The 22,439-nt window shown below is 46.2% G+C and carries 23 protein-coding genes; 20 read left to right on the forward strand and 3 right to left on the reverse strand.

The genetic code is table 11. The features are described 5' to 3' along the window. Positions 1-34: 34 nt before the first annotated feature. The 8 genes from moaA (at position 35) to thiI (ending at position 8,364) form a co-directional block, all read left to right on the forward strand. Positions 35-1,021, forward strand: coding sequence for a GTP 3',8-cyclase MoaA (moaA, locus tag A8806_RS20445; protein ID WP_109733019.1), 987 nt, complete (start codon positions 35-37; stop codon positions 1,019-1,021). A 23-nt stretch (positions 1,022-1,044) separates the two neighbouring features. Next, entirely contained in the window at positions 1,045-1,476 is a 432-nt protein-coding gene (locus tag A8806_RS20450) for an MOSC domain-containing protein (RefSeq protein WP_109733020.1), read from the forward strand. A gap of 242 nt (positions 1,477-1,718) precedes the next feature. Beyond that, positions 1,719-2,621, forward strand: coding sequence for a DMT family transporter (locus tag A8806_RS20455; protein WP_242996210.1), 903 nt, complete (start codon positions 1,719-1,721; stop codon positions 2,619-2,621). A gap of 147 nt (positions 2,622-2,768) precedes the next feature. Continuing rightward, positions 2,769-4,145: an MATE family efflux transporter gene (locus A8806_RS20460; protein ID WP_242996212.1), complete on the forward strand. Its 1,377-nt coding sequence runs from the start codon at positions 2,769-2,771 to the stop codon at positions 4,143-4,145. Further along, positions 4,145-5,098 (forward strand): 50S ribosomal protein L11 methyltransferase, encoded by a 954-nt coding sequence (gene prmA / locus A8806_RS20465; protein WP_109733021.1) that lies wholly within the window; start codon positions 4,145-4,147, stop codon positions 5,096-5,098. Before A8806_RS20460 ends, prmA begins: the two co-directional genes overlap by 1 nt. A 14-nt stretch (positions 5,099-5,112) precedes the next feature. Next, positions 5,113-5,850 carry a 16S rRNA (uracil(1498)-N(3))-methyltransferase gene (locus A8806_RS20470; protein WP_109733022.1) on the forward strand — a complete coding sequence of 246 codons (738 nt, stop codon included), beginning with the start codon at positions 5,113-5,115 and terminating at the stop codon, positions 5,848-5,850. 50 nt (positions 5,851-5,900) lie between these two features. Next, complete coding sequence (locus A8806_RS20475) at positions 5,901-7,058, forward strand: cysteine desulfurase family protein (protein ID WP_109733023.1); 1,158 nt, start codon at positions 5,901-5,903, stop codon at positions 7,056-7,058. 121 nt (positions 7,059-7,179) lie between these two features. Next, the gene (thiI, locus tag A8806_RS20480) at positions 7,180-8,364 is read left to right on the forward strand and encodes a tRNA uracil 4-sulfurtransferase ThiI (RefSeq protein ID WP_109733024.1); all 1,185 of its coding nucleotides are present in this window, start codon (positions 7,180-7,182) and stop codon (positions 8,362-8,364) included. Positions 8,365-8,436: 72 nt separating this feature from the next. On the opposite strand, the gene A8806_RS20485 is transcribed toward thiI, so the two are convergent. Continuing rightward, positions 8,437-8,670 (reverse strand): HPr family phosphocarrier protein, encoded by a 234-nt coding sequence (locus A8806_RS20485; RefSeq protein WP_109733025.1) that lies wholly within the window; start codon positions 8,668-8,670, stop codon positions 8,437-8,439. Positions 8,671-8,790: 120 nt separating this feature from the next. Here A8806_RS20485 and mtaB point away from each other — a divergent pair, with 120 nt between their 5' ends. The 8 genes from mtaB (at position 8,791) to A8806_RS20525 (ending at position 15,469) form a co-directional block, all read left to right on the forward strand. Then, positions 8,791-10,113 carry a tRNA (N(6)-L-threonylcarbamoyladenosine(37)-C(2))-methylthiotransferase MtaB gene (gene mtaB / locus A8806_RS20490; protein WP_109733026.1) on the forward strand — a complete coding sequence of 441 codons (1,323 nt, stop codon included), beginning with the start codon at positions 8,791-8,793 and terminating at the stop codon, positions 10,111-10,113. Positions 10,114-10,222: 109 nt separating this feature from the next. Beyond that, positions 10,223-10,486 (forward strand): IreB family regulatory phosphoprotein, encoded by a 264-nt coding sequence (locus tag A8806_RS20495; RefSeq protein WP_109714067.1) that lies wholly within the window; start codon positions 10,223-10,225, stop codon positions 10,484-10,486. A 5-nt stretch (positions 10,487-10,491) separates the two neighbouring features. Next, entirely contained in the window at positions 10,492-10,944 is a 453-nt protein-coding gene (gene ruvX / locus A8806_RS20500; protein WP_109733062.1) for a Holliday junction resolvase RuvX, read from the forward strand. Between the two features lie 53 nt (positions 10,945-10,997). After that, complete coding sequence (locus tag A8806_RS20505) at positions 10,998-11,258, forward strand: DUF1292 domain-containing protein (RefSeq protein WP_109733027.1); 261 nt, start codon at positions 10,998-11,000, stop codon at positions 11,256-11,258. A gap of 50 nt (positions 11,259-11,308) precedes the next feature. Next, positions 11,309-11,776 (forward strand): Fur family transcriptional regulator, encoded by a 468-nt coding sequence (locus tag A8806_RS20510; protein ID WP_109733028.1) that lies wholly within the window; start codon positions 11,309-11,311, stop codon positions 11,774-11,776. 114 nt (positions 11,777-11,890) lie between these two features. After that, positions 11,891-13,561 carry a ribonuclease J gene (locus tag A8806_RS20515; RefSeq protein WP_109733029.1) on the forward strand — a complete coding sequence of 557 codons (1,671 nt, stop codon included), beginning with the start codon at positions 11,891-11,893 and terminating at the stop codon, positions 13,559-13,561. A gap of 3 nt (positions 13,562-13,564) precedes the next feature. Further along, complete coding sequence (locus tag A8806_RS20520; RefSeq protein ID WP_109733030.1) at positions 13,565-14,227, forward strand: O-methyltransferase; 663 nt, start codon at positions 13,565-13,567, stop codon at positions 14,225-14,227. An 18-nt stretch (positions 14,228-14,245) separates the two neighbouring features. Continuing rightward, positions 14,246-15,469, forward strand: a complete 1,224-nt coding sequence (locus tag A8806_RS20525; protein WP_109733031.1) for a peptidase U32 family protein — start codon at positions 14,246-14,248, stop codon at positions 15,467-15,469. A 95-nt stretch (positions 15,470-15,564) separates the two neighbouring features. Here the strand turns inward: A8806_RS20525 and sigK are convergent, their stop codons facing one another. Next, positions 15,565-16,182 (reverse strand): RNA polymerase sporulation sigma factor SigK, encoded by a 618-nt coding sequence (sigK, locus tag A8806_RS20530; protein ID WP_109733032.1) that lies wholly within the window; start codon positions 16,180-16,182, stop codon positions 15,565-15,567. Positions 16,183-16,295: 113 nt separating this feature from the next. Beyond that, positions 16,296-16,505, reverse strand: coding sequence for a zinc ribbon domain-containing protein (locus tag A8806_RS20535; RefSeq protein WP_109733033.1), 210 nt, complete (start codon positions 16,503-16,505; stop codon positions 16,296-16,298). A 258-nt stretch (positions 16,506-16,763) separates the two neighbouring features. Here A8806_RS20535 and A8806_RS20540 point away from each other — a divergent pair, with 258 nt between their 5' ends. From A8806_RS20540 to codY, 4 genes are all read left to right on the forward strand, one after another. After that, positions 16,764-18,296, forward strand: coding sequence for a YifB family Mg chelatase-like AAA ATPase (locus tag A8806_RS20540; protein WP_109733034.1), 1,533 nt, complete (start codon positions 16,764-16,766; stop codon positions 18,294-18,296). A 4-nt stretch (positions 18,297-18,300) separates the two neighbouring features. Then, entirely contained in the window at positions 18,301-19,383 is a 1,083-nt protein-coding gene (gene dprA, locus A8806_RS20545; protein ID WP_109733035.1) for a DNA-processing protein DprA, read from the forward strand. 54 nt (positions 19,384-19,437) lie between these two features. Further along, entirely contained in the window at positions 19,438-21,510 is a 2,073-nt protein-coding gene (topA, locus tag A8806_RS20550; protein ID WP_109733063.1) for a type I DNA topoisomerase, read from the forward strand. Positions 21,511-21,625: 115 nt separating this feature from the next. Continuing rightward, a complete protein-coding gene (gene codY, locus A8806_RS20555; RefSeq protein ID WP_109733036.1) occupies positions 21,626-22,405 on the forward strand; it encodes a GTP-sensing pleiotropic transcriptional regulator CodY in 780 nt (259 codons plus the stop codon). The last annotated feature ends 34 nt before the right edge of the window (positions 22,406-22,439 follow it).

A 22,439-nucleotide genomic window follows, 5' to 3' on the forward strand; every position in this document is an offset into this window, starting at 1 on the left:
GGGGCAGGGTGATTTTACGGCAGAAGGAGATGTGATGTTAGACCAGTATGGAAGAAAAATAGAATACCTGCGCATTTCCGTGACGGACAGATGTAATCTGCGCTGCGTTTACTGCATGCCAGAGGAAGGTGTCGAACAGGTGAGTCACAGCGAGATTCTTTCGTTCGATGAAATGACACGTATCTGCCGGATTTGTGCAAAACTCGGCATTACAAGGGTCAAGCTGACAGGCGGTGAACCTCTTGTGAGGAAGGGGCTTGGCAGCCTTCTGCGTTCTATAAAGGAAATAGAAGGCATAGAACAGGTAACGCTGACCACAAATGGTGTGCTGCTTGCAGAGCAGATAGAAGAGCTTGCAGCCGCGGGACTGGATGCGGTGAATGTTAGTCTGGATACGCTGGACCGCGCACAGTATATGAAACTCACACGCAGAGATGAGCTGGAGGCGGCGCTGAGAGGTCTGGAAGCAGCACTTCAGTATCCGGATATCCGGGTCAAGGTGAATTGTGTTGCACTGCACGGAGAGAACGAGTCGCAGTGGGGGCCCCTTGCCTATATGGCAAAAGAAAGACCGATCGATGTACGTTTTATCGAGATGATGCCGATCGGACTGGGGAAAGAGTATCCATTCAGCAGTCAGGAGCTAGTATATGAAGCGTTAAAGGCGGCTTTCGGCGAAGCACAGTTTTTAACGGGTAATTTTGGGAATGGACCTGCCATTTATGCAAGGTTTCCCGGGTTTACCGGGAAGACTGGATTTATTAGTGCAGTTTCCCACAAGTTCTGCGAAAGCTGCAACAGAGTCCGGCTGACAGCAGAAGGATTTTTAAAGCCATGCCTTCAATATTCCACAGGAGTAGATTTAAGGGCGATGCTTAGAAATGAGGCCGGGGAGAAGGAACTGGAAGAGATGATACAAAAAGTCATATTTGAAAAGCCGCGCAGCCATCAGTTTCAAATGGAGGGCAGCTCGAAACAGGAAGATCTGGAGCAGAAACAGATGTCCAGTATTGGCGGCTGAAGCGGACAAAAGGGAGGATATGAATGGGAAAGGTGATGGCAGTCTGCACAAGCCCTGCAAAGGGAACGCAGAAAACAAATGTGGGTGAAGCACTTTTTATAGAAGATTTTGGTCTGGAAGGGGACGCCCACGCAGGTAAATGGCACAGGCAGGTCAGCCTGCTGTCGCATGATAAAATAGAAGAGTTCCGAAAGAGGGGCGCAGAGGTGGCGGATGGTGCTTTTGGGGAAAATCTGGTCGTGGAAGGGTTTGATTTCAGAAATCTGCCCGTGGGCACTAGGTTTCGTTGCAATGATGTGATTCTGGAGATGACACAGATTGGAAAGGAATGCCACCACGGCTGTGAGATTTTTCAGAAAATGGGAGAATGTATTATGCCCAGAGAGGGTGTGTTTGCTAAAGTAATAAAGGGAGGGCGGATCCGCACGGGAGATGTTATGGAAATTATGAAATAGCAGGAGAATCACAGCTGATAAGGAGATTCGCAGTGCAATAGGGGCACGTTTACAATGCCCTCATTGCACTGCGATTTCTTCTGTCAATTGATGCTTATACGCATTTCTTTGAAAACTAAAATAAAACAGAAGAAACTAAAATATTTTATATTGTAATAAATAATTTCTTGCGATAAGCGAATAGGAAAAATAAGAGGGGGCAAGGCAGTGTGTACCTCTTGGAAAATATGGGGATTTTTAGGATGACACAAGATAGGAAATTAAGGATGAAGGGCTGCCTGTATGCATTTCTTGCAGGTGTACTGTGGGGAGTAACAAGTCCGGCGGCACAGTTTCTGTTCGAGAAGAAAGGAATTGTATCGGAATGGCTGGTGCCGTACCGGCTTATATCGGCAGGAATCCTGCTGCTAATTTACGCTAAAATAAAGAAACAGGATATTGTCAGTGTGTGGAAGGATAAAAATGACGGGATCAGGCTGGTCCTGTTTGGAATACTTGGGATGATGGGAATGCAGTTTACCTTTTTCTCGGCAGTACAGGAAATGAATGCAGGAACGGCAACCATTTTCCAGTATCTGAACCCGGCTATTCTGATCTTGTTTTTTGCAGTCGTACATAAAATTATGCCGAGCGTAAAGGAGATGCTGGCTGTCTGTGCAGCGGTTGCAGGCATCGCGGTGGTTGCTACCCACGGTGATTTTTCTACGTTGACGATTTCTGGAAAGGGTCTGTTTCTGGGAATGCTTGTAGCTGTCACAACCTGTTTTTACGGTGTCCTGCCAGCGCCTCTCCTGAAGCGCTATTCTGCGGAAACGGTCAGCGCATGGGGGATGATATGCGGCGGAACCCTGCTTATGGCAGTAGTGAGGCCGTGGCGGATACCGGCAGTGATTGACTGGCAGGTTATAGCGGCATTTCTGATGATAATTACAGTGGGAACAATCCTTCCTTTCTGTTTTTACCTGTCCTCGGTGAAATATACTGGTTCTGTGTATGCCGGCCTCTTTTCGAGTGTAGAGCCTGTTGCAGCTACTGTGGTTGCGGCTGCGGCTCTTGGGACAACGTTTATGAAAATGGACCTTCTCGGGTTTGCACTGGTACTTTCCACTTTATTTATACTGGCAATCCCGGAGAAAGTGCGGTAAAATCATAGGAAAGCGGTGCTATACCAATTCCGGTGCTTAATGCATGGGAGTGAAAAAAATCTTGCATGTAATATAGAAAAGAGATATAGTTTACGTTGGATTGCTTAAAAGCGGTTACAGGTTTTATTTACTTTAAGGAGCATGAAGATGGAAAATACAGCAAAGAAAAAGTCGTTGATGAAAGATATGACGCAGGGGAGTCCTATGAAACTGATTCTGGAATTTACCCTGCCTATGATATTTGGATTTTTGTTTCAGCAGTTTTATAACATGGCAGATACCATGATTGTAGGAAGATTTCTGGGAGTACATGCGCTGGCATCGGTCGGTGCAACAGGGTCTGTCAATTTTTGCGTGATCGGGTTTTGCATGGGAGTGTGTAATGGCTTTGCGATTCCCGTTGCACAGAAATTCGGGGCAAAGGATGAAAAGAGGCTGCGCGCCTTTGTCGGGAACAGCGCATTGCTTGCGGCTATATTTGCACTGGTTATGACGGTGCTGACAGTTATTTTGTGCCGCCCCATACTTGAATTCATGAATACCCCATCAGACATTGTTGACGGGGCATACAATTATATTGTAGTAATATTTGCAGGGATCCCGGCTACATTCCTATATAATCTGCTGGCGGGATATATCCGTTCACTCGGCGATGCCAAGACACCAGTCGTGTTCCTGACGATTTCTTCTCTGCTAAACATTCTGCTGGATATCCTGCTGATTGTTGTTTTTAAGAAGGGGGTTGCCGGTGCGGCATGGGCGACTGTAATATCACAGGCAGTATCCGGCGTTTTATGCCTTTTTTATGTGATTAAACACTTTCCGATACTTCGTCTTAAGAAAGAGGATATAAGGCTCAGGAAACAGTACGTAGTGCCATTATGCAAGATTGGGATTCCTATGGGGCTTCAGTTCTCCATTACTGCCATCGGAAGTGTCATCCTGCAGATCGCGGTCAATTCACTTGGCTCTATGGCTGTGGCGGCTGTAACCGCGGGGTCTAAGATACAGATGCTGCTGGCGTGCCCATTTGATGCGATGGGATCTACGATGGCAACCTATGGCGGCCAGAACGTAGGTGCAAAGAAGCTGGACAGAATCGGCAGGGGACTGAAAAGCTGTGTAATTATCGGTGCTGTTTATTCAGCTGTTGCTTTAGGGATTACCCTGCTGTGGGGAAAAAATATAGCATCTTTGTTTATCAGCGGAAGTGAAACAGAACTTCTGGAACAGGTTAATCTGTACCTGATCGGTTCTGTCGCGTTTTACATCCTGCTGGCATTGGTGAATATCGTACGTCTTCTGATTCAGGGGATGGGATACAGCGGCTTTGCAATCCTCGCGGGAGTATGTGAGATGGCGGCAAGGTCATTTGTCGGCTTTGTCCTCGTTCCTGCATTCGGATATAAAGCGGTCTGCCTTGGAAACGGACTGGCATGGATTGCCGCGGTTTTGTTTCTGATACCGGCATATTTTCATGTGATAAAGAAATTGAAAAAAATATTTCAGGAGGATAAAAAATAATGAGATGGAATAAATTCAGATTAAAGACAACAACAGAGGCGGAAGACATTGTCAGCAGTATGCTGATGGACCTGGGGATCGAAGGCGTGGAGATTGAGGATAAAATACCTCTGACAGCGGCAGACAAGGAGCAGATGTTCGTAGACATCCTGCCGGTAACGGAGATGGATGACGGTGTGGCTTATTTAAGCTTCTATCTGGATGAAGGGGAAGAGACAGAAGAAATCCTGAAGAATGTCAGGGCGGAGCTGAAAGACATGGCCTCATATGTAAATGTGGGGGAATGTACGATTGAAGAGTCCCAGACAGAAGATCTGGACTGGGTAAACAACTGGAAACAGTTTTTCCACCAGTTTTATGTGGATGATATCCTGATTATCCCGTCATGGGAAGATGTAAAACCGGAAGATGAGGACAAGATGGTCGTTCATATTGACCCGGGAACTGCATTTGGAACCGGAATGCATGAGACGACGCAGCTCTGTATCCGCCAGCTCAAGAAGTATGTGACGGACGGGGCAAGGATTCTGGATGTCGGATGTGGGAGTGGAATATTAGGGATGCTGGCGCTGAAATTTGGTGCCGCTTATGCTGTCGGAACAGACCTTGACCCATGTGCAATCGAGGCAACCCATGAGAACATGGAAGTGAACGGTATCCGTCCTGACCAGTATGAAGTCATGATCGGCAATATTATAGACGACAAAGAGGTACAGGATAAAGTCGGTTACGGGAAATACGACATCGTTGCCGCAAACATTCTTGCAGATGTACTGACAGTTCTGACGCCTGTCATTGTGAACCAGATGAAAAAGGGCGGTATCTACATTACTAGCGGAATCATTGACGATAAGGAAGAGACCGTAGTGGAAGCTGTCAAAAAGGCTGGCCTGGAAGTTCTGGAAGTCACATATCAGGGCGAATGGGTATCTGTGACAGCGCGTAAGAATTAGAGGGGGCTTTCGATATGCATCATTTTTTTACAGAACCATCCCAGATCAGGGATCCGCATATCTTTATCACCGGACCGGATGTGAACCATATGAAGAATGTTCTTCGGATTATGCCCGGAGAAAGGGTAGGAATCAGTGACGGACAGGGGACTGACTATGTCTGTGAGGTAGACAGGCTGGAAGAAACGGAAGTGGTTCTGAACATCCTTTCTTCCGAAAAGAGCTATTCGGAGCTTGCATCCAGAATCTATCTGTTTCAGGGGCTCCCGAAGGGGGATAAGATGGAACTGATCATCCAGAAAGCAGTCGAACTCGGAGTCTTCGAGATCGTACCGGTAGCGACACGGCGTGCGGTGGTTAAGCTGGACGAAAAGAAGGCAAAGAAAAAGACGGAACGCTGGAACGCGATCGCACTCGGTGCGGCGAAACAGTCGGGACGCAGCCTGATTCCTGAGGTGAAGCCGGTCATGCGTTTTGCAGAGGCACTGGAATATGCAAAAGAACTGGATGTGCTCCTGATCCCTTATGAGATGGCGGCGGGGATGGAAAAAACGAAAGAGATTATCTCCGCAGTCAGACAGGGGCAGAGCGTCGGCGTTTTCATTGGGCCGGAGGGCGGCTTTGATGAGGAAGAAGTCGAAAAGGCAGCGGCAGAAGGTGCACAGCCTGTCACACTGGGCAGGCGCATCCTGCGGACGGAGACGGCCGGACTGACAGTACTTTCAATACTAATGTATCATTTAGAACAATGACGGTTCCAGACGCATAATGTATTAATAAGAAATAGTAAAGGAAGAATATCATGGAAGTTTATTTGGATAATTCAGCAACGACCAGGTGTTACCCGGAAGTTGGGGATTTGGTTTATAAAGTGATGTGTCAGGACTACGGCAATCCGTCCTCCATGCACAGAAAAGGCGTGGATGCGGAGCACTATGTCAAGGAATCGAAAGACAGACTGGCAAAAATACTGAAGGTAAACCAGAAGGAGATTTTTTTCACTTCAGGCGGGACGGAAAGTGATAATCTTGCCCTGATCGGAAGTGCGAGGGCGAATAAAAGAGCGGGAAACCATCTGATCACGTCATCGATTGAACATCCGGCCATCCTGAATACAATGAGATATCTGGAGGAGGAAGAGGGATTTGCGGTCACTTATCTTCCGGTAGATGCAAACGGAAGGGTGAAGTTAGAGGCGCTGAAAGAAGCGCTTTGCCCGGAAACAATCCTTGTCTCCATCATGTATGTAAATAATGAGATGGGCGCTGTACAGCCGATCGATGAAGCGGTGCAGATCGTCAAGAAATACAATCCATCCATACTGTTCCATTCAGATGCGGTTCAGGGCTTCGGTAAATACCATATTTATCCGAAACGTCAGGGTATCGACATGCTGACGGCCAGCGGGCATAAGATTCACGGCCCGAAGGGAATCGGTTTTATTTATATCAATGAAAAAGTAAAGATAAAACCCATTGTGTTCGGCGGGGAACAGCAGAAGAATATCCGTTCCGGCACGGAAAACGTTCCGGGAATCGCGGGACTGGGGCTTGCGTCCAAGATGATTTATCAGGATCTGGATATGAAGGTGGCTCTGATGCGTGAATTAAAGTCGTATTTTTTAGAGGGGCTTGGCCGGATTGAAGACTCTACCGTGCACGGACTGACAGATGATAGCAGCGCGCCACATATTATCAGCGTGGGAATCGCGGGAATCCGCAGTGAGGTACTTCTCCATGCACTGGAGGATAAAGGGATTTATGTATCTTCCGGGTCGGCATGCTCCTCCAACCATCCGGCGGTCAGCGGTGTCCTGAAAGGAATCGGGGCGCCGAAACAATTTCTGGATGCGACGGTAAGATTCAGTATGTCAGAGTTTACCACGAAGGAAGAAATTGACTATACGCTTGATACGTTATATAATTGTGTTCCAATGCTAAGAAAATATACGAGACGTTAACAAGTAACCGGTACACCGTACGGCAGGTGGATGCACATTAGCAATTTTACTGTTTTACGGTGTACCGGCCATATGAAGTAGTCCCGGGCAGGACCGGGACATGCAGACAAAGGAGAGGAATATGAGATTTCATTCATTTTTGATTAAGTACGGGGAAATCGGTATCAAGGGAAAGAACAGGTACCTGTTTGAAGATGCACTTGTCCGCCAGATCCGTTTCGCGCTGAAAGGCGTGGACGGTGACTTCCATGTGCACAAAGCACAGGGCCGGGTATATGTGGACTGTGAGGGAGACTACGATTACGAGGAAACCGTAGAAGGATTGAAGAGAGTTTTCGGTATCGTGGGGATCTGCCCGGTTGTCCGTGTAGAGGACCGCGGATTTGAGCAGTTGTCTCAGGACGTCCTTGATTATATGAAAGAGATGTACCCGGAAGGGAACCAGACGTTTAAGGTTGAGGCAAGAAGGAGCAGGAAGCAGTATCCGAAGACCTCTATGGAGATCAACTGTGATCTGGGAGGTGTGATTCTGGATGCATTTCCAGAGATGAAGGTGGACGTGCACAATCCGCAGATCCGGCTGAATGTGGAAGTAAGAGAAGAGATTTACTTATATTCAGAGATTATACCGGGACCAGGGGGAATGCCGGTAGGTACGAATGGGAATGCCATGCTGCTTTTGTCAGGAGGGATCGACAGTCCTGTTGCCGGTTATATGATTTCAAAGCGCGGGGTAGGCCTTCAGGCGACATACTTCCATGCACCGCCGTACACAAGTGAGCGTGCAAAGGAAAAAGTCGTGGATCTGGCGAAGCTGGTATCCAGATATGCGGGGCCAATCCAGCTCCATGTTGTGAACTTTACCGATATCCAGCTTTATATATATGAAAAATGCCCGCATGAAGAACTGACAATCATCATGCGCCGCTACATGATGAAGATCGCCGAGCATTTTGCTAAGGAAAACGGATGTCTCGGCCTGATTACGGGAGAAAGTATCGGACAGGTTGCCAGCCAGACCATGCAGAGCCTTGCGGCTACAAATGCAGTATGTACACTGCCTGTGTACAGGCCGCTGATTGGGTTTGACAAAAGAGAGATCGTGGAAATCGCGGAGAAGATAGATACATTTGAGACATCAATCCAGCCGTTTGAAGACTGCTGTACCATTTTCGTTGCAAAGCATCCAGTGACAAAACCGAATCTGGAGAGGATTGAGAAGTCAGAGAGAAATCTGGAAGAGAAGATTGATGAACTGATGAAGACGGCAATAGAGACAACAGAGGTTATTACAGTTAAGCCTTAAGATAAAGGACAAATGAAAAAGGGCTGCCTCCTTTGAGACAGCTCTTTCTAGCTTTTTCTTGTAAATGTATTACTATTTGATAATGTATGGATCCAGGGCGCTCAGAATATCATCTGCATTTCCCTCGGCATGGATGTTCAGCTCGATTGGCTTAGATAAGTCCAGGCTGAAAATTCCCATGATTGATTTGGCATCTATTACATATCTTCCGGATACTAAATCAAAGTCGTTATCAAATTTTGTAATTTCATTTACAAATGATTTTACTTTGTCGATTGAGTTTAAAGAAATCTGTACTGTTTTCATCGGTAATCCCTCCTTCAATATACATGTGTCAGGCTTTTCGCCTCATGTATATTCTACGAGATGCGCGTTTAAAAGTCAAGAAACAAAGAGGAAAAACAAGGAAATAGGAGAATAAATTTTATGAAAAAAGCCGCACTGCACAATTTAGGGTGCAAAGTTAACGCTTATGAGACAGAAGCGATGCAGGAAATGCTGGAAAAAGCGGGGTATGAGATCGTGCCGTTTAAGGAAGGGGCGGATATTTATATCATCAATACCTGTACGGTAACGAATATCGCCGACCGTAAATCAAGGCAGATGCTGCACCGGGCAAGAAAATTGAATCCCGATGCCGTTGTAGTTGCAGCCGGATGCTATGTACAGGCGCAGGAGGAAAAACAGGAGACCGATCCGTGTATTGATATTGTTATAGGCAACAATAAGAAGCAGGATCTGATTGCGATTCTTGAGGAACACTGGAAGAAGCAAAATGAATCTAAAATAGCTGAGTCAAAGCCAGGGGAAACGAAGGAAGTCATTGATATTAACCATACAAAGGAATATGAAGCACTTAAGGTATCCCGGACAGGGGAGCATACGAGGGCCTATATCAAGGTGCAGGACGGGTGCAACCAGTTCTGTTCTTACTGCATCATCCCCTATGCAAGGGGGCGCGTCAGAAGCCGCAGGAAGGAAGATGTGGTCGATGAAGTGAGGCGTCTGGCGGATCATGGCTGTCTGGAAGTCGTGCTAACGGGTATTCATCTGAGCTCCTATGGGGTTGATTTCGAAGAAAAAGAAGACCTGCTGTCCCTGATTCAGGCTGTCCATGAGGTGGAAGGAATCAAAAGAATCCGCCTTGGTTCTCTGGAACCGAGGATTATTACAGAGGAATTCGCACAGTCAATCGCCTCTCTGGAGAAAATGTGCCCACATTTCCACCTTTCCCTGCAGAGCGGATGTGACCAGACACTGAAGCGGATGAACCGCCGGTATACGAGTGCTGAATATTATGAAAAATGCATGCTTCTGCGGAAGTATTTCGGGCAGCCTGCGCTGACGACAGATGTGATCGTTGGTTTTCCGGGAGAAACAGAGGAAGAATTCGGGGAATCAAAAGCTTTTGTGGAAAAAGTAGGTTTTTATGAGACACATATTTTCAAATATTCGAAACGCCACGGGACAAAGGCCGCCGTCATGGAGAATCAGGTTCCGGAGCAGGTTAAGGCCGTTAGGAGTGATATCCTGCTGAAACTGAATGAGGAAAACAGACGCAGATTTGAAGAAAGCTTCCTTGGCAGGGAAGTCGAGGTGCTCGTTGAGGAAGAAGCAGAGGTAAACGGGAAAAAAGTGCAGGTAGGTCATACAAAAGAGTATATGAAAATTGCACTAGACAGGAATGAAAATCTTCAGAATTGTATCGTAAAAGTTGAAATTGAAAATGATTTACAAATTATTCATTGAATTTTGACAATGTTTATATTAGAATTGTAAGTAGGGTATCTGGCATGATCGTCAGATTTACGATACTAATAACACAAAATAGTGAAAAACACAAAATGGAGGAAAAGAAATGAGCGATTTAAGCAATACTCAATTCTTTCAGGTAGAGCCGGGTCCGCAGATTTCTGCAAAAGATATTCTGGAGATCGTATTCAAGGCACTGAAAGAAAAGGGATATAATCCGGTGAACCAGATCGTCGGTTATATCATGTCAGGAGATCCGACCTATATCACAAGCTACAATGGAGCAAGAAGCCTTGTGATGAAGGTAGAAAGAGATGAATTGGTAGAAGAATTGTTAAAAGCGTATATCAAACACAATTCATGGGAATAATGAATATGCGGATTATGGGGCTTGACTATGGGACAAAGACTGTCGGGGTTGCAATCAGTGATGCACTCGGACTTACGGCCCAGGGGATTGAAACAATTCAAAGAAAAGAGGAAAACAAGTTAAGACGTACTCTGGCACGTATTGAGGAGCTGGTTTCCGAATACGAGGTTGGGAAGATCGTGCTTGGTTTTCCGAAACATATGAATAACGACATAGGGGAACGTGCGGAGAAATCTTTAGAGTTCAGGGATATGCTTGTGCGGCGGACAGGGCTCGAAGTCATTATGTGGGACGAGAGGCTGACAACCGTGGAGGCGGAGCGGACTTTAATTGAAAGTAATGTAAGGCGGGAGAACCGGAAGAAGTATATCGACAAGATTGCTGCAGTATTTATTCTGCAGGGATACCTTGACTCTGTCTATATAAAAAGAGAGAGTGACGCGCGGCAGGACGATTGATAAAAAGGGTTTGTCAGGAAACGTTTAGGCTGCAGAAATAAGGGGATATTTGTATGGAAAAGATTAAATTTACCTTTGAAGATACGAGTGAAACAGTAGATTTTTTTGTGCTGGAACAGACAAAGATTAACGGAGCCGTATACATACTTGTTACAGACTCCGAAGAAGACGACGCGGAATGCCTGATTTTGAAGGACACGAGCTCTCAGGAAGATACAGAGAGCGTATACGAAGTCGTGGAGGACGACACAGAGCTTCTGGCAGTATCCAAGGTTTTCGAAGAACTGCTGGAGGACGTTGACATTGAAATGTAAAGTCTAAAAGACATTTACAATAGATTTACTTACTGCAAGTGAAGTGGAGTATGACGATGAAAGAGGAAAAAGTGCAGGAACTGCTCAAAGTTAAGTTAAGAGAAAAAGGTCTAAAAGTAACGCAGCAGAGACTGCTCGTTTTGCAGGCGCTGGCAGCGAACAGCGGCAGCCATATGGCGGCCGAGGACATTTACGAGCTGATCAGGGAAGACTATCCGGATATCGGACTTGCCACCGTCTATCGTACTTTGCAGCTGCTTCTTGAAATGCAGTTGGTGGACCGTATTAATCTGGATGATGGATGCGTAAGGTATGAGATCGGACATTTATTTGAAGGTGATACAAAACATAACCATCATCATTTAATATGCAGGACATGTGGAAAGGTGCTGCCTTTTGAAGATGACCTTCTGGAAGAACTGGAACGTCACATTGAAGAGGACACCGGGTTCCATGTACTGGACCATGAACTGAAATTTTACGGACAATGTAAAGAATGCCTCAGTAAGAGCAAATAATCCGTTTATGAAGTCATTACATAATTAAGAAAAGTGCAATGAATGCAGGCGGAGGTATGCTGTTTTTTTCATGCGCGGAAGTAGGTACATAAAACACATGGAGGTGTAAAATTTTTGAAAAAAGAGAATAATGGAAAGCTTCGGATCATCCCACTGGGAGGTCTGGAACAAATTGGAATGAACATTACTGCCTTTGAATTTGAGGACAGTATTATTGTGGTAGACTGTGGACTGGCATTCCCGGCCGATGATATGCTGGGAATTGACCTTGTAATCCCGGATGTCACATATCTGAAGGATAATATCGATAAAGTAAAAGGATTTGTCATTACCCACGGTCATGAGGACCATATTGGGGCCCTGCCGTATGTATTGAAGGAAATCAACCTTCCAATTTATACGACTAAGCTGACAATGGGAATTATTGAAAACAAGCTGAAAGAGCATAATCTTCTGCGGGGGACGAAGCGTAAAGTCGTTCGCCACGGACAGTCTATCAACCTTGGCAAATTCAGGATTGAATTTATCAAGACAAACCACAGTATTCAGGATGCATCTGCCCTGGCGATTTATTCACCGGCAGGAATTGTAGTGCATACAGGGGACTTTAAAGTAGATTACACACCGGTATTTGGGGATTCCATTGATCTCCAGCGTTTTGCAGAGATCGGGAAAAAAGGCGTTCTGGCCCTGATGTCAGACAGTACGAACGCGGAGAGAAAGGGATTTACCCAGTCTGAAAAGACGGTAGGGATTACCTTCGACCACATTTTCGCGGAACACCAGAATACCCGTATTATAATTGCAACGTTCGCGTCCAATGTGGACCGCGTGCAGCAGGTGATTAACTCTGCCTACAAATACGGCCGTAAGGTTGTCGTAGAAGGACGGAGCATGGTAAATATCATCTCTACGGCATCGGAGTTAGGATATTTGAATGTGCCGGAGAACACACTGATTGAGATCGACCAGATGCGGAATTACCCGCCGGAGAAGATGGTGCTGATTACAACGGGAAGTCAGGGCGAGTCTATGGCGGCACTCTCCAGAATGGCGGCTGACGTACACCGCAAGGTTACAATCCAGCCAAACGATACGATTATATTCAGTTCGAATCCGATCCCGGGAAATGAAAAGTCAGTTTCCAAGGTTATCAATGAGCTGTCAGCCAAGGGCGCTAATGTGATTTTCCAGGATGCACATGTATCAGGGCATGCCTGCCAGGAGGAACTGAAACTGATTTATTCCCTCGTAAGACCGAAGTATGCGATCCCGGTCCACGGCGAATACAGGCACTTAAAGGCAAATGCGGCAATTGCAGCCTCACTTGGAATTGAGAAAGACAATATCTTCATCATTCAGTCAGGAGATGTTCTGGAATTAAGTGAACAGGAAGCAAAAGTAGTAGATAAGGTCCATACAGGGGCAATTCTTGTTGACGGGCTCGGAGTCGGTGACGTTGGCAATATCGTCCTGAGGGACAGACAGCATCTGGCTGAGGACGGTATTCTGATCGTTGTCCTGACACTGGAAAAGGGGACGAACCGCCTGCTTGCAGGACCGGACATCGTATCCCGCGGTTTCGTCTATGTGCGTGAGTCAGAAGGGCTGATGGAAGAAGCCCGCCAGGTAGTGTCAGACGGACTGGACCGCTGCCTGCAGAATAAGCATGCAGACTGGAATAAGATCAAGCTTGTCATCCGCGATACAATGAACGACTATATCTGGAAGAAGACTAAGAGAAGACCGATGATTATTCCGATTATCATGGATGTGGATGTGTAAGATATGATAGTAGATGAACGTATGATTACATTCATCAATTCTTTAGAGACAGAGAATAGTGAAATATTGGAAGCGATAGAAAGGGAAGCGTTGGATTCGTACGTACCAATCATACGAAAAGAAATGCAAAGCTTTCTAAAGGTGCTTTTAACTATACAAAAACCTATGAGCATACTCGAAGTGGGGACTGCCGTAGGTTTCTCTGCGTTATTGATGAGCGAAAATGCCCCGGACGGGTGTGAGATAACCACGATAGAAAACTATGAAAAAAGGATCCCCATTGCCCGGGAGAATTTCAGACGCGCGGGCAGGGAATCACAGATCACGCTGATAGAAGGCGATGCATTTGAGGTGATGAAGGACTTAGCCGGATGCTATGACTTTATTTTTATGGATGCCGCGAAGGGACAGTACATTCATTATCTCCCTGAGGTGATGAGGCTTCTGAAGGAAGGGGGCACACTTGTGTCTGACAATGTACTTCAGGACGGTGACATCATCGAGTCACGCTTTGCCGTGGAGAGAAGGAACCGGACGATCCACAGCCGGATGCGGGAGTATCTCTATGAACTGAAGCATCATGAAATGCTTGTAACATCAATCCTGCCTTTGGGTGACGGAGTGGCTGTCAGTGTGAAGAAGCAGAGCATAAAAGATGCGAAATAAGGAAAAAGGGGAAAGAAGATGGCTAGACATCCTGAGTTATTAATCCCGGCAAGCAGCCTGGAGGTATTAAAAACAGCAGTGATATTCGGTGCCGACGCGGTTTATATTGGCGGAGAGGCATTCGGGCTTCGTGCCAAGGCAAAGAATTTTTCGATGGAAGATATGAAAGAGGGGATTGCATTTGCCCACGAACATGATGTGAAGGTCTATGTAACAGCCAATATACTGGCCCATAACGATGATCTCGAAGGCGTGCGTGAATATTTTGAAGAACTAAAGGAGATCAAACCGGATGCTTTGATCATAGCCGATCCCGGAGTATTTGATATCGCTAAAGAAGTATGTCCGGAGATTGAGCGTCATATCAGTACACAGGCAAACAATACCAACTATGGAACGTACAATTTCTGGTACAGACAGGGAGCCAGCCGTGTCGTTACGGCGAGGGAGCTTTCGATGGAAGAAATAAGGGAGATCCGCGCCCATATTCCGGATGAACTGGAAATCGAGACATTTGTACACGGCGCGATGTGCATCTCCTATTCCGGAAGATGCCTGCTGAGTAATTACTTTACAGGAAGGGATGCGAACCACGGGGCCTGCACCCACCCATGCCGCTGGAAATATTCCGTGGTAGAGGAGACGAGGCCGGGAGAATACATGCCTGTCTACGAAAACGAGAGGGGAACCTATATCTTCAACTCGAAAGACCTGTGCATGATCGAGCATATTCCGGATCTGCTGGAATCCGGTATTGATAGCCTGAAGATAGAAGGCCGTATGAAAACCGCGCTATATGTGGCAACAGTTGCGAGGACCTACCGGAAAGCAATAGACGACTACCAGAAGGACCCCGCATTATACGAGAAAAACATGCCCTGGTATCTGGAGCAGATATCAAACTGTACCTACCGCCAGTTTACGACAGGCTTTTTCTACGGGAAACCCGATGAAACGACCCAGATCTACGACAGTAATACCTATGTAAAGGAATACACGTATCTGGGAATCATCAATGAAGAAAAGGAAGGTCTTTACCAGATCGAGCAGAGAAATAAATTTTCTGTAGGCGAAACAATAGAAATCATGAAGCCGGACGGTGAAAATACAGAGACAAAAGTCCTGAAAATAGTAACAGAGGAGGGCGAAGAACAAGAAAGCGCCCCACATCCGAAACAGGTATTATATATAGGCCTGGACCAGAAAGCCGAAAAATACGATATCCTGAGAAGACAGGAGTAATATAAGCAGTACAGCTGAAAAAGCAAGGAAAACAGAGGGACATACCTCAATTTTCCTTGCTTTTTCAGTTACGCCTTCTTAAGCGCCTAACCCAGTCAGAAAAATTCCCGCAGCTTCTCCACTGCGCTTTTTTCAATCCGAGACACATACGAGCGAGAGATTCCAAGCTGTCTGGCAATCTCCCGCTGCGTATATTCTTCCCCGTTATAGAGTCCATATCTCATTTTCAGAACGAGCCGTTCACGGTTAGAGAGCTCATTCTCTACCTTTTCATATAGCTTCTGTATATTTTCCTTCAGGTGAATTTTCTCCGGTACATCTGCATCTTCTGTCTCAATGATATCATACAGCTTGATCTCATTGCCTTCCCGGTCAGTACCGATCGGCTCATACAGTGAAATCTCCTTGCTCGTTTTCTTTTTGGCTCGCAGGTACATGAGGATTTCGTTTTCGACACATTTCGATGCATAGGCAGCCAGACGGTTACCCTTATCGGGATTGAATGTTACAACCGCTTTAATCAAACCGATTGTTCCGATGGATATCAGATCTTCGGGGTCTTCATCCAAATATTGATATTTTTTGATGACATGTGCAACGAGCCGCAGATTTCGTTCGATTAAGACATGTTTTGCCTGAAGGTCACCCTCTGTATATTTTTGCATGTAATATTTTTCTTCCGAAGGAGTGAGGGGATTTGGAAAGGATTTCAAGAACAGCACCTCTAAGCACATTTGATATAGTCTATGTGCGAAGTGCTGAAATTGTGCTTTTCCACCACAAATAAGGACAGGTGGGGGCTCTTTTTGTAAGGTTTAAGGGCCTGTTATCCCATGAGGAAGTCCAGAACGTCCCATCCGTCGGAGTTCTGACGTTTGTATAATTCTGTATATCCGCAGCGTGTACAGGAAATTGTCAGAAACTTCTTGTTTTGTACATCGAAGACTTTGGCAAAGTTCCCGCCGGTTGCCTGAAACTGATCGCTTTCATAGTGGTTATTGCCGCATTTGGGGCATACATACTGCTGTTTCTCCATAGTGAAACCTCCTTGAATTTTCTATATTACCAGTATACTATATCCGATGGAAGAAGAGGAGACAGATAAGAAAGTTTATGCTTTTTTTAGGAATCATGGGAAAATTTAACAAATATAAAATTGACAGTTTTACAATGGCGGGATATGATAATCATACAGTTCCGGAAATTTCTTTTTCCGGTACAGCAGATCAATCATCAGGCCGGTTCGGCCGTGTTTCATGGAATGATTTATAGAAAAGAAGAGAGGAGTGTGCGGATGAGTTTCAGCACGGTTTTGTCGGCCTCTATTCAGGGGCTGAAAGTAGAGTTTGTACATGTGGAGGCGGATGTCAGCAATGGACTTCCGGCGTTTCATATGGTTGGTTATCTGTCATCAGAGGTGAAGGAGGCGGCTGAGCGGGTGCGTACGGCAATCCGGAATTCCGGGCTGGACTATCCGGCCAGAAAGACAGTGATTAATCTGTCTCCCGCGACGATGCGAAAAAGAGGGGCAGCGTTTGACCTGCCGATAGCGGTTTCCATCCTGATTTCGCTGGGAGAGCTCCCGCAGGAAAGCACAGAGGGAATGCTTCTGATAGGGGAATTGGGGCTTGATGGCTCTGTACAGAAGGTACCGGGAATCCTGCCCATTGTACTGGAAGCGCGCAGTGCTGGAATCCGCTCGTGTATTGTGCCAAAAGACAATGCGGCGGAAGGTGCGCTTGCGGAGGGAATGTCGGTAGTCGGGGTAAAGAATCTAGAGGAAGTCTTCTGTTATCTGGCCGGGCAGCTTCATCTGGAAGCACAGCCATACCCTGAAAGAGGTGGAGGAAGTAAGAAAGAAGAACTGCCTGATTACAGCGATATCCAGGGACAGGAGTCGGTGAAAAGAGCTGTCGAGGTTGCGGTTGCGGGCGGACACAACCTGCTCCTCGTAGGGCCGCCCGGGAGCGGGAAATCAATGGCTGCGAAGCGTATACCGGGCATCCTGCCTCCACTTACAATGGAAGAGAGCATGGAGATCACGAAAATATACAGCATCATGGGTCTGGTAGAAAATGAAGCACCCCTGATCAGACAGCGCCCCTTCCGCAGTGTACACCACACGGCTACAAGGGCGGCCTTAATCGGGGGAGGGCTGATGCCCGTCCCGGGGGAGATCAGTCTGGCCCACGGCGGGGTTCTGTTTTTGGATGAACTGCCGGAATTTCAAAAATCGGTGCTGGAGGTTTTAAGACAGCCTCTGGAAGAACACCGGATCCGGATATCGAGGTCACACGGCAGCTATATTTTCCCGGCTAATTTTATGCTTGTCTCCGCCATGAATCCCTGTCCGTGCGGGTGTTATCCTGATATCGAGAGGTGTACCTGCACCCCGGGGCAGATCCAGCACTATCTGGGGAAGATCAGCCAGCCGTTTCTGGACCGGATTGATATATGTGCAGAGGCCCCGAAGGTGAAGTATGAGTCTCTGAAGAACCGGAAGAAACAGGAGAGTTCTGCCGAAATCAGAGAGAGGGTATGCCGGGCAAGGGAGATTCAGAACAGGCGTTATGTGGGAACAACGATTACTTCCAATGCGCTGCTTGAGGTAAAGGAACTGGATACATACTGCAGGCTGGGCAGGCAGGAAAGTAAACTAATGGAACAGGCATATTCCGCACTCAGGCTGACGGCAAGGACTTATCATAAGATTCTGAAGGTTTCACGGACAATTGCCGATCTGGAAGGCTCTGAAAAAATAGAGGAAAAGCACATAAAAGAAGCCATTGGCTACCGGACGATGGATAAAAAGTACTGGGGGAGGTGATTCTATGATGTACGAGTACTGGCTGGCAGCAATCCCTAAATTGTCTGATAAGAAAAAGATGCTGCTGAGAAAAAAGATTGGTACGGGGAAGGATATATTTTATATAGAAGAAACAAAATTAATGACGCATGAGTTCTTAAACAGGGATGATGTCAATACAATTATGCAGGCACAGAAATCGCGGAATCTTGAGGAAGATTTTCAGGAGCTGAGGCGAAAAAATATACGGTTTCTGCCTCATTTCTCGGAAGAATTTCCCAAAAAGCTTCTGGAAATCCCTTCTCCGCCTTATGCCCTTTATGTGAAGGGAAACCTGCCTCCAGAGGACCGAAAAGCTATTGCCATCGTGGGAGCCAGAAAGTGTACTCCATATGGGGAAAAGTATGCTTTAGAATACGGAGAAAAACTGGCACAGTGCGGGATAAGCATAATCAGCGGACTTGCAAGGGGAATTGACGGCATCGGACAGAGAGGCGCTCTGATGGGGAAGGGAAAGACCTTTTCCGTGCTCGGCTGCGGCGTGGATATTTGTTACCCAAAAGAAAACAGAGGCCTGTATGCTGATATTCTGGAACAGGGAGGCGGCGTTCTGTCAGAATTTTTACCCGGGACACCGCCCGTACCCCAGAATTTTCCCAGACGCAACCGTATCATTAGTGGATTATCAGATGTTGTGCTTGTGATGGAGGCGAGAGAGAAGAGCGGGTCCCTGATTACGGCGGACATGGCACTGGAGCAGGGGAAAGACATTTATGCCCTTCCAGGACCGGTTAACAGCAGTCTGAGCCAGGGGTGCAACCAGCTCATCAGGCAGGGCGCGGGCATTTTGATTACACCGGAAATACTGCTCGAGGAGCTTGGAATATGCGGGTTTCCGGATACGGTAAAAATAGACAAAAATAAAAAAGTGCTTGAAACTACGGAAAATATGGTGTATAGTCGACTTGATTTGTATCCCAGAAATGTAAGTTCGCTGATTGAGGAAACTGCACTTAGTGCAAATGAGGTGGTAGAGGTGCTTGTTTCACTGGAGCTTAAGGGATATGTCAGAGAAGTATCTAAGAATTATTACATTAAATTGAAATAATAAATGTGTCCGGGCATATACAAAAAACCGGGACAGGTGGAGGAAAGAATTTTTATGGCACATTATCTGGTTATTGTGGAGTCACCCGCAAAAGTGAAGACAATTAAGAAATTTCTGGGAAGCAGCTATTCAGTTGCAGCGTCGAACGGTCATGTCAGGGATCTGCCGAAGAGCCAGCTGGGAATTGATGTGGAGCACGACTATGATCCGAAGTACATCACAATTCGGGGAAAGGGAGACATCCTTGCAAACCTGCGCAAAGAGGCGAAAAAGGCCGACAAAGTTTATCTTGCGACTGACCCTGACCGCGAGGGGGAGGCAATATCCTGGCATCTGGCAACAGCACTGAAGCTGGATGACAAGAAAATGCGCCGTATCACGTTCAATGAGATTACGAAGAATGCGGTAAAAGCATCTTTAAAGTCACCGAGAGACATAGACATGAATCTGGTGGATGCACAGCAGGCACGCCGTATTCTGGACAGAATGGTAGGATACCGGATCAGCCCGGTCCTGTGGGCGAAGGTGAAGAGGGGACTGAGCGCGGGACGTGTGCAGTCTGTGGCTCTGCGCCTGATCGCGGACAGAGAATCTGAGATAGATGCATTTATCCCGCAGGAGTACTGGTCTCTGGATGCGATTCTGAAAGTAAAAGGTGAGAAGCGGCCATTGACGGCAAAGTTCTATGGCACGGAAAAGCAGAAGATCACAATCAGTTCCAAGGCGGAATTGGACCAGATTGTGGAAGCGATTGAGAATGAAGAATATAAAGTGACAGATGTGAAGAAAGGGGAACGAATCCGTAAAGCCCCGCTTCCGTTTACGACGAGTACACTTCAGCAGGAAGCTGCGAAGGTGTTGAACTTTGGTACACAGAAAACGATGCGTATCGCACAGCAGCTGTACGAAGGAATCGACATCAAAGGAAATGGCACGGTCGGCGTGATCACATATCTTCGTACAGACTCTACAAGAATTTCAGAAGAAGCGGACGCAAATGCAAGGCAGTATATTGAAGAAATATACGGAAAAGAGTATGTGGCAGCTTCCACAGCCGCAAAAAAGACGGAGAAGAAGATTCAGGATGCCCATGAAGCTATCCGTCCGACCGATATCAGCAGGACACCGGCATCATTAAAAGAATCTCTTTCCAGAGACCAGTTCCGCCTCTACCAGCTGATCTGGAAACGGTTTGCGGCCAGCAGGATGAAACCGGCAAAATATGAGACAATTTCCGTTAAAATCGGGGCTGGTGATTACCGTTTTACAGTGTCAACCTCCAAGGTTGTATTTGACGGATTCCGCAGTGTTTACACCGAGGCGGATGAAGAAAAGGAAGAAAGCAATGTTCTGGTTAACGGCCTGAGCATGGAGACAGAGCTGAAAAAAGACAGCTTTGATACAAAGCAGCATTTTACACAGCCGCCGGCGCATTTTACGGAGGCAACGCTTGTAAAGACACTGGAAGAACTGGGGATTGGACGTCCAAGTACTTACGCGCCTACAATTTCAACAATTCTCGGGCGCCGCTATGTGACAAAAGAAGCTAAGAATTTATATATTACGGAAATCGGTGAAGTCGTAAACAACATCATGAAACAGTCTTTCCCGAGCATCGTGGATGAAAACTTTACGGCTAACATGGAAGGCCTGCTAGATATGGTGGAAGAGGGAAAGGTGGCCTGGAAGGAAGTTATCCGGAATTTCTATCCCGATTTGGACGAAGCCGTGAAGATCGCAGAGAAAGAGCTGGAGAGCGTTAAGATAGAGGACGAAGTGACCGACGTAATCTGTGAAGACTGTGGACGCAACATGGTCATTAAATATGGCCCCCACGGGAAGTTCCTTGCCTGCCCTGGATTCCCGGACTGCAGGAATACGAAGCCGTATCTTGAGAAGATTGGTGTTTTGTGCCCGCTCTGCGGAAAAGATGTAGTAATCCGCAAGACGAAAAAGGGAAGAAAGTATTATGGCTGTGAAAACAACCCGGAATGTGAATTCATGTCCTGGCAGAAACCATCGAAAGAGAAGTGTCCGGAATGTGGAAACTATATGGTTGAAAAGGGGAATAAGCTAGTTTGTGCGGATGAAAAATGCGGTTATGTCCGAAATTTGAAAAAGAATTAGAATTATAGAAAAGAATTAGATAAATTACGTTGATAATTCGAAAGTTGTATGATAACATATCTATATCGAGGAAATTGGGAAGATTTGTATATACAATTAGAATTGGAGGAAATTTATGAGCGTACAGTTATTGGATAAAACGAGAAAGATTAATAAGTTACTGCATAACAATAATTCCAGTAAGGTGGTTTTCAATGATATATGTGCCGTCCTTACGGAGATTTTGAATTCCAATGTGCTTGTAGTAAGTAAGAAAGGAAAGATCCTGGGGGTCAGTAAGTGTTTAGAAGTAGACGGGATCAAAGAACTGATTACGGAGTCTGTGGGATCCCATATTGATGAAATGCTGAATGAACGGCTTTTAAACATCCTGTCCACGAAAGAGAATGTGAATCTGGAGACACTGGGATTTTCGGCAGACAGCGTTAAAGGTTATCAGGCAATTATTACACCGATCGACATTGCAGGTGAGAGACTAGGGACCCTGTTTATTTATAAGCAGAACTCTGTCTATGAAATTGACGATATTATCCTGAGTGAGTATGGAACAGCAGTGGTGGGACTTGAGATGCTCCGCTCTGTGAATGAAGAGAGCGCGGAAGAGACAAGAAAAGAGCATATTGTACAGTCTGCAATAAGCACACTCTCATTCTCCGAACTTGAAGCAATTATTCATATTTTTGAAGAATTAGATGGAACAGAAGGAATTCTTGTTGCCAGTAAGATCGCAGACCGTGTGGGAATCACAAGGTCCGTGATTGTAAATGCACTTCGCAAATTTGAAAGTGCAGGAGTCATTGAGTCACGTTCTTCCGGGATGAAGGGAACCTATATCAAGGTGCTCAATGATTATGTTTTTACAGAATTGGAAAAGATTAAAAAAGAACGTTTATAAAAGTTTATTCTTATCAGTGGATGGGATAATCGAA

It is taken from the genome of Faecalicatena orotica, assembly GCF_003149245.1.
In the GTDB taxonomy this organism is placed as follows: Bacteria; Bacillota; Clostridia; order Lachnospirales; family Lachnospiraceae; genus Faecalicatena_A; species Faecalicatena_A orotica.